A 9,480-nucleotide genomic window follows, 5' to 3' on the forward strand; every position below is an offset into this window, starting at 1 on the left:
CGGCACCTTCGTCCCCATCAGCCCACCGCCACACACAAAGAAGGCCACCCCGAAGGATGGCCTCCCCGCTGAGATCCGAAGACCCGTTTAACGCTTTCACGATCACATAACACAAGGCCACGCCCACCCCATGGATGCGTTTCAGGGCCCTGTCGGCGACCGTTCCACGTCGAACGTGAGATGTGCCGCTACTGTTGGTGGCTCGTCCGACTCTGTTTCGTTCCAGAGAGGTTTCGCATGATCCGTCACGTCGTCAGCTGGACGCTCACAGACCAGGCCCGCTCCGACCGCACCGGAACGCTCGACGAGATGCGCCGCCGACTCGAGCCGCTCGTCGGTCTGGTGCCCGGTCTACGCAACCTCTGGGTGGGCGCGGACCTCGGAGTCGCCCAGAGCAACTGGGACGTGGTGTTGATCTCCGAACACGACTCGGCCGAGGCGCTGCAGGACTACCAGGACCACCCCGCACACCTCGAGGCTGTCGCTTACGTGAAGACCGTGGTGACCGAGCGCGCCTGCGTCGACGTCGAGGTCTGACCGAGGCGGGACGTTGTCTCAGCGCGCCGACTGCCGGCGGTGGCGGAGTCTGCGGGCCACCACCTCTCGGATCGGCGGAACCACTACGCCGTGCTCAGCCATCCGCTGCCGCAGCATCCGGCGAGTACGGAGAATGCCGATCAGCCCGATCAGCCAGATGGCGTAGTGCACGCAGAGCGCGACGCGGAAGTCGTCCAGCTCGTAGGTGCTCGAGCCTCCCGATCGCACGTCGATCACCATTCCGATGGCCAGGATCGTCAACAGCGCGGCGGTGAAGCCACCGACGTTGACGATCCCGGTCGCCGTGCCGAGTTTGTTCGGCGGATTGAATGTCCGGGCGAAGTCGAACCCGACCATGGATCCCGGGCCGCTGAGGGCCAAGGACATCACCAGGAGAACGAGCAGCCACACCGGGGCGGGTCCGGGCCACACGAGCACCGCGGTCCACGCCGCCGCGTTCGCGATCACCACACCCAGCACCAACCATGACCGCCTCATCGGATGCCGCTGCACCAGCACACCCAGGACCGGTGCCGCTACCGCGCCGGCGAACACCATCACCGTGAGCAGCGAGCCGGCAGCGCCCTGGGAGAGACCCTGCCCCGCCACCAGGAACGGGAAGCCCCACATCATCGCGAACACAATGCCGGCGAAGCCGGTGGAGAAATGCGCCCACAACCCGAGCCGGGTCCCGGGATGCCGCCACACAGTGACGAGGTCATGGCCGACGCCCCGCCACATATTGCCTTGGATCGGGCGTGCCCTGCTGTCCGGCGAATCACGGACCGCCGCGACGGCGAGCACGGCCACCAACACGCTCATCGCTGCCGCGGACACGAACGCCGGCGTCCACCCGAACCGATGCAGCACGGCGACGAACGGCACCGCCGACAGCACCTGCCCCAGCTGACCGATCAATCCGGTGAGCTGTGTGAGCAACGGAACCCGCCCGGGCGGGAACCAGGAGGCGGCGAGGCGCAGCACGCTGACGAACGTCATGGCGTCCCCGGCGCCCACCAGCACTCGTCCGCAGCCGGCAGCCGGAACCGACGTCGCCATGGCCAGCACGGCCTGGCCGAGCGCCATCACCACAGCGCCGATGATCAGCAGCCGGCGCGGGCCGATCTGATCGATCAGCACGCCGATCGGGACCTGCAGACCCGCATAGACCAGAAGCTGCACGACGACGAACGACGCGAGCAGGCTCGCGGAGGTGTCGAACCGGGCCGAGGCATCGAGCCCCGCAACGCCGAAGGAGGTGCGGTGCAGGACGGCGACGATGTAGGCGACGAGCCCGACACCCCATACGACCCAGGCTCGGCACGACATCGACATCAGTAGTCATTGTCCACCGTGCCCGGCTGTGGACACCGGCTGGCTGCCCCGTGTGGACTCACATGGCAGCATCCGCGACGGTCGAAAGGTCAGGTCGAGGCGGTCCTGATGTAGGACGACAGAGAGTCCCGTTCCACCTCGAGCTCGGTCATGCGGCTCTTCACGACGTCGCCGATGCTGACGATGCCGACCATCCGCCCGTCCATGACCACCGGGACGTGCCGGAACCGGCCCTCGGTCATCACCTGGGACAGCTCGTCCAGATGTGTGTCCGGTGCACAGCTGCGCACCTCAGCCGTCATGATGGAGGACACCTCATGTGACAGTACGGCGGCACCCTGGCGGTTCAGCGCTCGGGCGACGTCGCGCTCGGAGACGATGCCGTCGATCGCCGCTCCGTCCGCGGACACGACGACGGCGCCGATATGATGCTCAGCCAGCAACGCGAGCAGGGCGCGGACGTCATCGTCAGGGCGGACCGTGACAACGGAGCTGCCCTTGATACGAAGCAGGTCGGACACGTGCATGGGGAGCCTCCTGATAGACGCGGAGTACACCTCGTGCAACTGCACCGTACGGCGTTCCCGTCGTTCGCGAAACCCTTTCGGCCAAACTGGCCGCCTGGAATGTCGCTGGTGCCCCTATTACCCATTCACGTGCCCGCCATGCGGACCGGGCCCGGGACCGGCAGCTCCTGCGGCGTGTGACAACAGTCTCATCGTCGGACGCTACGTGACGTGACTCACCCGCACTGTGTATTGTCTTAAGACACCCCCGGGAACCCCGGGGGACAATTTCATATCCGTCCACTTCACTACGGATCGTCCGGCACGTACCTGCCGGTGAAGGGAAGCAGCACCATGGCCACTGTCACTTATGACAAGGCAAGCCGGGTATACCCCGGCCAGGACGCACCCGCCGTCGACAGCCTCGACCTTCAGATCGAGGACGGCGAGTTTCTGGTCCTCGTCGGACCATCGGGATGTGGAAAGTCCACCAGCCTCCGGATGCTCGCCGGGCTGGAAGAGGTCGACGGCGGCTCCATCCGCATCGGTGACCGCGATGTGACCCACATGCCTCCCAAAGACCGGGACATCGCCATGGTGTTCCAGAACTACGCTCTCTACCCGCACATGACCGTCGCGGCGAACATGGGCTTCGCGCTGAAGATCGCGGGCGTCCCGAAGGCCGATATTCAGCAGCGGGTGATGGAGGCCGCCAAGCTGCTCGACCTCGTCGAGTACCTGGACCGCAAGCCGAAGGCGCTCTCCGGTGGTCAGCGCCAGCGTGTCGCCATGGGCCGCGCCATCGTCCGTGAGCCGCAGGTGTTCCTCATGGATGAGCCGCTGTCCAACCTGGACGCGAAGCTCCGTGTCTCCACCCGCACCCAGATCGCGTCGCTGCAGCGCCGCCTGGGCATCACCACCGTCTACGTCACGCACGACCAGATCGAGGCCATGACGATGGGCGATCGGGTCTGCGTGCTCAAGGACGGACATCTCCAGCAGGTCGACACACCGCTGAAGTTGTACGACAAGCCGGCCAACGTCTTCGTCGCCGGCTTCATCGGCTCGCCCGCCATGAACATCGCGACGTTCGACCTTGTTGAAGGGGACCGCGCGCAGCTGGGAGAAGCGGACGTTCACCTTCCGCCAGCGGTCTCCAGCGCTGTCAAGGCAGAAGGCTCCGACACCGTCACGGTCGGCTTCCGCCCCGAGTCCTTGGTGCCGGTCTCCAGCGAGGACGTCGGCGGCATCCCGGTGACGGTCGACCTCGTCGAGGAGCTCGGCTCCGAGGCCTACGTCTACGGCCACCCGGCGGGCCCGAAGGCCGAGGAGCAGAGTGACCGGATGCGCAGCGACACAGTGATCGCCCGTGTCGAGCCGCGGATGGCCCCGCACAAGGGTGAGAAGGTCACGTTCACGGTCAAGGACGGCGAATCGCACTTCTTCTCCGTCAAGACCGGCGAGCGTATCGAGTCCTGACACGTACCGTTCAAGAAGCGGCGGGTGGCCTTCCGGCCACCCGCCGCTTCTTTGTCGGGGACAATAAGGCCCTATGGAACTGCGAATCCTCGCCACGCCGCACGAGCAACAGGCTCTTCTCGACCTGCCGTGGGACATGCCTCTCGAAGAGTGGCCCGAGTGGTACCTGGTCGCCCTGCCCCGTGGCATCTCGCGGCACGTCGTCCGATTCACCCGCCTCGGCGGACGCGTCTACGCACTCAAAGAGGTCGTGCAGTCCTTCGCCGACCGGGAGTACCGGCTATTGCGCGATCTGGAGCGGTTGGACGTCCCGTCAGTGCAGGCGGTGGGTGTCATCAGCGGCCGCGAAGCCCCGAACGGCGAACCGCTCGACTCGATCCTGGTCACCAGGCATCTGCAGTTCTCCTTGCCCTATAGGGCGCTGTTCGCGCGCATGATGCGCAGAGAGACCGTCGAGCGGCTGATCGACGCGCTCGTCGTGTTGATAGCCCGGCTCCACCTGCTCGGTTTCTACTGGGGCGACTGCTCGCTCTCCAACACGCTGTTCCGTCGTGACGCTGGAGCGTTCGCCGCGTACCTGGTCGACGCCGAGACCGGCGATCTGCACAACCGCCTGAGCAAGGGGCAGCGCGATCACGACATCGAGATCGCCCGGGTGAACATCGCGGGAGAGATGATGGACTTGGCGGCGGCCGGCTATCTCGACGACACCGTCGACCCGATCGCCACCAGCGACCACGTCGTCGAGCGCTACTACACGTTGTGGTCCGAGCTCACCGAATGGGAAGCGTTCGACGTCAACGAGCGGTGGCGGATCGCGCGCCGCGTCGAGCGCATGAACGACCTCGGGTTCGACGTCGCCGAGCTCGACATCGTGACGGACATCGGCGGCCGCACCGTCCGCGTGCAGCCCAAGGTGGTCGACCCCGGCCACCACTCTCGTCGGCTGCTACGGCTGACCGGAATCGACGCGCAGGAGAACCAGGCCCGCCGGCTGCTCAACGACCTTGACGCGTACAGCGCCGAGACGGACCAGCAGGGCGAGGACGAGGAGATCGTGGCCAACGCCTGGGTGATGGACTGCTTCGAGCCGGTCATGCGGACCATACCCCGTGAATTCCGCGGCAAGCTGGAGGCCCCTGAGATCTACCACGAGGTGCTCGAGCACCGGTGGTACCTGTCCGAGCAGTCCGGCTACGACGTCGGGCTCAACGACGCGGCGCAGGACTACGTGGACTCGGTCCTGCGGCACAAGCCGGACGAACTCGCCATCCTCGGCGGCACCGCGGTTGATCCAGAGGAGACGCAGCCGTTCCGCATCCCGTGGGACGAGCTGGGTTAGTCCGGCATCCCGCACATGCCACGGATGCCACGGATGCCGAAGCCTCTTCATGCCCAGCGTTCGTCGCCGATCGAAGGGCGGATTGGTACGTGCTCACGCGAGTTGAACTGCTATCGTGCTCGGTCAATAGATAGCGCCACTGACGTCATGACGAGGACCGATGAAGCAACCAGCACGTCGCCGCAGATGGCAGACGTCTGTGGCCGGTGGTGCGGCCGCCGGCGTCATCGCCCTTCTGGCGTCCGTGACTCCTGCCGTCGCCCAGGGCGAGCCGCCGACGGCGGACACCTTCCGGGTGTCCTCCGGAACCCTCACAGGTGGCGGCTCGCTGATCGTTGCCGACGGCACGTACGGCACGCACTACGCCGCCGCGATCGCCGATCCAGAATCCACGGACGAAGCGGCTCAGGACGCCATACCCGAGCAACGGCCCCGGGCGTCCATCCAGTCCCCGAATGACGATCCGCCTGGCGGCGATGACGATGACCTGCCCAATACGGGTGACGGCACAGGGCCGCTGGCATGGATCGGGTTCGCGATGATCGCCGCCGGGGCGGGCCTGTTCTACCGGCTCCGGAGAGGATCCGACCAGCTCACCTAGAGTCTGCGGCGCAACCGGCTAACGAGGCTCCCCCGCGCGTTCGAGGTCTCGTGCGATCACCAGGCGTTGAATCTGGTTGGTGCCTTCGAAGATCTGCATCACCTTGGCCTCCCGGAAGTAGCGCTCCACCGGGAAATCACGGGTGTATCCCGCCCCGCCCAGAACCTGTACGGCGTCGGTCGTGACCTTCATGGCGTTGTCCGTGGCGACCAGCTTGGCGACACTGGCCTGGCGCCGGTACGCGAGACGGGCATCGCGCCGCCTGGCGGCGGTCAGGTACAGCGCTCGGGACGCCTCCACGGCAGCGACCATGTCGGCGAGCACGAAGCCCAGCCCTTGGTGAGCGATGATCGGCTGCCCGAACTGCTCGCGCTCCCTGGCATACCCCACAGCGGCGTCGAGCGCGGCCTGGGCAAGCCCGGTGGCGACGGCCGAGATCCCCAGGCGGCCCGAGTCGAGGGCCTGCAACGCGATTCCGAAGCCCGCACCTTCCTCGCCGACACAGTTCTCGGCGGGCACCCGTGCCTGGTCGAAGTGCACGACGGTGGTGGGAGAGCCATTGAGGCCCATCTTCTTCTCGGCAGCACCGAACGACAGCCCTTCGACATCGCCCGGAACCAGGAAGCACGTGATCCCCTGCGTCCCGTCGTCGCTGGTGCGCGCAAAGACGGTATAGAAGTCCGCGTGGCCTCCGTGGGTGATCCACGCTTTGGTGCCGCTGAGCACATAGCAGTCACCGTCGCGTACGGCGCGAGTCGTCAACGCCGCGGCATCGGACCCGGCATGTGGCTCGGAGAGGCAGTAGGCACCGAGCAGCTCCCCACCCACCATCTCGGGAAGCCATTGCTTACGTTGTTCCGTCGTGCCGTGAGCGGCCAGGGGCAAGCACGACAGCGTATGCACGCTCACGCTGAGCGCCACCGTAGCCCAGCGTGCGGCCAGCTCCTCCACTACCTGCAAGTACACCTCGTACGGCTGACCACCGCCGCCGACGTCTTCGTCGTAGGGGAGACCGAGCAGGCCCGAACGCCCGAGAAGGCGCAATGCGTCGCGAGGGTACTCGGCCGCAGCTTCGGCCGCGTCGGATCGCGGGGCCAGCTCCGCGTCGGCGATGTCACGGACAAGGGCCAGCAGGTCACCGGCCTCCGGGGTCGGCAGCATGCGTTCTGCGGGCACGTCGAAAGCACCTCCACGGCTCTCGCACGGGTCGGAGATCATCCTCCGCGCGGTGGTCGTCGGCTGCCTCCAGGACGCCGTGAACGGGTGGTGACCCGGGTCACACGGCGAACAGCGGCAGCGTCAGCTTACCGCCTGGCGCGAGAAATCTCGTACAGGGCCACCCCGGCGGCGACTCCCGCGTTCAGTGACTCGATGCTCCGTGCGATGGGTATCCGAACGACGAGGTCACACGCCTCGGACACAATTCGGGACATGCCCGCCCCCTCAGAGCCGATGACCAGACACAGCGGCTCGGTGATGGCTTCGGCGTCACTGATCTCGAGTTCCCCATCGCCGTCCAGTCCGACGACGAAGAGCCCCGCTTCCTGATAGGCACGCAGCTGGCGAGCCAGGTTGGTGGCACGCGCCACCGGAAGGCGCGCCGCCGCTCCAGCGGACGTCTTCCATGCGCCGGCGGTCATGCCCGCGCTGCGGCGTTCCGGAATCACCACCCCGTGTGCGCCGAAAGCAGCCGCCGACCGCACCACGGCGCCGAGATTCCGGGGGTCTGTCACGCCGTCGAGCGCCACCACCAACGGCGGTTCACCCGCCTTATGAGCTCTGGCGAGGACGTCATCCGGATGGGCATAGTCGTAGGGCGGCAGAGTCAGCGCCACCCCCTGGTGCACTGCGCCCCCGGTGACCCGGTCCAGCTCGGACCTCGGAGCCTCCAGCACGGAGACTCCGCGGTCGGCAGCGGTCCGCAGTACTTCCCGGACCCGGTCGTCACTGTCGATCCGCTCGGCGACGTACAGCGCCTTGACCGGAACTTCGGCCCGCAACGCCTCGACCACCGAGTTGCGACCGGCGACGGTCTCCGTGGCGCCAGGCCGCCCGGTCTCCGCCGCTCCTGAGCGGCGCGACGTCGAAGCCTCTGCCTGTTTGCGTTTCGCGGCCGCCCGCCTGGACGCCGGGTGCCCTGTGCGCTCTTCGGCTCGCGGCGTCGGACCCTTACCTTCGAGCCCGCGGCGACGTTGCCCGCCGGACCCTACCTGCATGCCCTTCTTGGTTCCGGGCTTGCGCATCGCGCCGCGCCGTCGGGAGTTACCCGCCATCGGTCTTGCCTCCTGGATCAGGACTACGTTCGCTGTCAATGCTGGTGTCCGCCAAGTCCCAGCGAGTGCCGGACGGTCCATCCTCCACGTGGATCCCCAACGAGTTCAGCCGGTCGCGGATCGCGTCGGCGGCCGCGAAGTCTTTGCGCTTGCGCGCCTCTTGCCGCTGGTCCAACAGCGTCCTGACCAGTCCGTCCACGAGGTCGCGGAGCCGGTCTCCGGCGCTGCCGACCGAGTCGAGGCCTACCCATGGATCGGCGAGCGGGTCCAGCCCCAGCACGCCCAGCATGGCGCGCACGCTCGACAGGTTCGCCGCCAACTCCTCGTACATCTCGGCAGCCAGCAGGTTGTTGCCCTCGCGCACCGCGTCGAAAAGGACCGCGAGCGCCTGCGGGACCGACAGATCATCGTCCATCGCCTCGGCGAACGCCGGTGGCACCGCGCCGCCGGGGACGACGTCGGGCACCGCCTCGGACGCCCGTGTCACATAGCCTTCCAGTCTCCGGTACGCGGCGCCGTCTGCGGCCATCGACTCCTCGGAGAAGTCGATGGCGCTGCGGTAGTGCGCTGCCAGCAGGTAGTAGCGGAGCTCGATCGGGCGCAGCCTACGGACCACGTCCGACACGAGCAACGAGTTCCCGAGCGACTTGCTCATCTTCTCGCCGGCCAGGGTCACCCAGGCGTTGTGCATCCAGTACCGGGCGAACGGCTGCCCGGCCGCGCGGGACTGGGCGAGCTCGTTCTCGTGGTGTGGAAACTGGAGGTCGATCCCACCTCCGTGGATGTCGAACTCCTCGCCGAGGTACTTCGCGGCCATGGCCGAGCATTCCAGGTGCCAGCCGGGCCGGCCACGGCCGAACGGCGTCGGCCAGGACGCGGTCTCCGGCTCGCCGGGCTTGTGTCCCTTCCAGAGCGCGAAGTCCCGCGGATCACGCTTGGCGCGCTCGTCACAGTCCGTCGCCGGCGCCATGTCATCGATCTTCTGGCCGGACAGCTGGCCATACGAGGGCCAGGAACGGACGTCGAAGTACACGTCGCCGGAACCGTCGCCGGCCGGATACGCATGTCCGTTCTTGATCAGCGTCTGCATCAGCTCGACCATCTCGGTGATGTGCCCCGTCGCCCGGGGCTGGTAGGTGGCGGGTGTGCATCCGAGAACCTCGTAGGCCGCATCGAGCGCCCGCTCGTTCTCATACGCCCACGCCCACCACGGGCGCCCCGCCGCTCCGGACTTGTCGAGGATCTTGTCGTCGATGTCGGTAATGTTGGCGACGATGGTGACCTCGAGCCCGTTGTACTCGAACCACCGCCGCAGAACATCGAACACGACCTCCTTGCGGATATGCCCGATGTGCGGCGGACCCTGTACGGTCAGACCACAGTGATAGATACCCACCTTGCCCGGGT

Annotated in this window: 9 protein-coding genes; 4 read left to right on the forward strand and 5 right to left on the reverse strand. The window is 67.1% G+C overall.

Annotated elements, in window-relative coordinates:
- Positions 1-237: 237 nt before the first annotated feature.
- On the forward strand, positions 238-537 hold the full coding sequence (locus ELR45_RS32155; RefSeq protein WP_129669929.1) for a Dabb family protein: 300 nt from the start codon (positions 238-240) through the stop codon (positions 535-537).
- 18 nt (positions 538-555) lie between these two features.
- On the opposite strand, the gene ELR45_RS32160 is transcribed toward ELR45_RS32155, so the two are convergent.
- Positions 556-1,872 (reverse strand): MFS transporter, encoded by a 1,317-nt coding sequence (locus tag ELR45_RS32160; protein WP_129669930.1) that lies wholly within the window; start codon positions 1,870-1,872, stop codon positions 556-558.
- An 89-nt stretch (positions 1,873-1,961) separates the two neighbouring features.
- Positions 1,962-2,399, reverse strand: a complete 438-nt coding sequence (locus ELR45_RS32165) for a CBS domain-containing protein (protein ID WP_129669931.1) — start codon at positions 2,397-2,399, stop codon at positions 1,962-1,964.
- Between the two features lie 333 nt (positions 2,400-2,732).
- Here ELR45_RS32165 and ELR45_RS32170 point away from each other — a divergent pair, with 333 nt between their 5' ends.
- From ELR45_RS32170 to ELR45_RS32180, 3 genes are all read left to right on the forward strand, one after another.
- On the forward strand, positions 2,733-3,857 hold the full coding sequence (locus ELR45_RS32170; protein WP_129669932.1) for an ABC transporter ATP-binding protein: 1,125 nt from the start codon (positions 2,733-2,735) through the stop codon (positions 3,855-3,857).
- A gap of 73 nt (positions 3,858-3,930) precedes the next feature.
- On the forward strand, positions 3,931-5,199 hold the full coding sequence (locus tag ELR45_RS32175) for a DUF4032 domain-containing protein (RefSeq protein WP_129669933.1): 1,269 nt from the start codon (positions 3,931-3,933) through the stop codon (positions 5,197-5,199).
- A gap of 160 nt (positions 5,200-5,359) precedes the next feature.
- Positions 5,360-5,800 carry an LPXTG cell wall anchor domain-containing protein gene (locus tag ELR45_RS32180; protein ID WP_129669934.1) on the forward strand — a complete coding sequence of 147 codons (441 nt, stop codon included), beginning with the start codon at positions 5,360-5,362 and terminating at the stop codon, positions 5,798-5,800.
- 18 nt (positions 5,801-5,818) lie between these two features.
- Here the strand turns inward: ELR45_RS32180 and ELR45_RS32185 are convergent, their stop codons facing one another.
- The 3 genes from ELR45_RS32185 to cysS all read right to left on the reverse strand — a co-directional run.
- Positions 5,819-6,976, reverse strand: coding sequence for an acyl-CoA dehydrogenase family protein (locus ELR45_RS32185; RefSeq protein WP_129669935.1), 1,158 nt, complete (start codon positions 6,974-6,976; stop codon positions 5,819-5,821).
- A 128-nt stretch (positions 6,977-7,104) separates the two neighbouring features.
- Positions 7,105-8,073, reverse strand: coding sequence for a 23S rRNA (guanosine(2251)-2'-O)-methyltransferase RlmB (gene rlmB, locus ELR45_RS32190; protein WP_129669936.1), 969 nt, complete (start codon positions 8,071-8,073; stop codon positions 7,105-7,107).
- Positions 8,063-9,480: cysteine--tRNA ligase (cysS, locus tag ELR45_RS32195; RefSeq protein WP_129669966.1), on the reverse strand; the 1,418-nt coding region annotated here is incomplete at its 5' end. The genes rlmB and cysS, both read right to left, overlap by 11 nt.

The organism is Phytoactinopolyspora endophytica (assembly GCF_004138495.1).
Classification (GTDB): Bacteria; Actinomycetota; Actinomycetes; order Jiangellales; family Jiangellaceae; genus Phytoactinopolyspora; species Phytoactinopolyspora endophytica.

What these genes read in the sequence shown, in the direction of transcription:
- ELR45_RS32155 (WP_129669929.1), top strand. Translation starts at nt 238, where the DNA reads ATGATCCGTCACGTCGTCAGCTGGACGCTCACAGACCAGGCCCGCTCC.
- ELR45_RS32160 (WP_129669930.1), bottom strand. Translation starts at nt 1,872, where the DNA reads ATGTCGATGTCGTGCCGAGCCTGGGTCGTATGGGGTGTCGGGCTCGTC.
- ELR45_RS32165 (WP_129669931.1), bottom strand. Translation starts at nt 2,399, where the DNA reads ATGCACGTGTCCGACCTGCTTCGTATCAAGGGCAGCTCCGTTGTCACG.
- ELR45_RS32170 (WP_129669932.1), top strand. Translation starts at nt 2,733, where the DNA reads ATGGCCACTGTCACTTATGACAAGGCAAGCCGGGTATACCCCGGCCAG.
- ELR45_RS32175 (WP_129669933.1), top strand. Translation starts at nt 3,931, where the DNA reads ATGGAACTGCGAATCCTCGCCACGCCGCACGAGCAACAGGCTCTTCTC.
- ELR45_RS32180 (WP_129669934.1), top strand. Translation starts at nt 5,360, where the DNA reads ATGAAGCAACCAGCACGTCGCCGCAGATGGCAGACGTCTGTGGCCGGT.
- rlmB (WP_129669936.1), bottom strand. Translation starts at nt 8,073, where the DNA reads ATGGCGGGTAACTCCCGACGGCGCGGCGCGATGCGCAAGCCCGGAACC.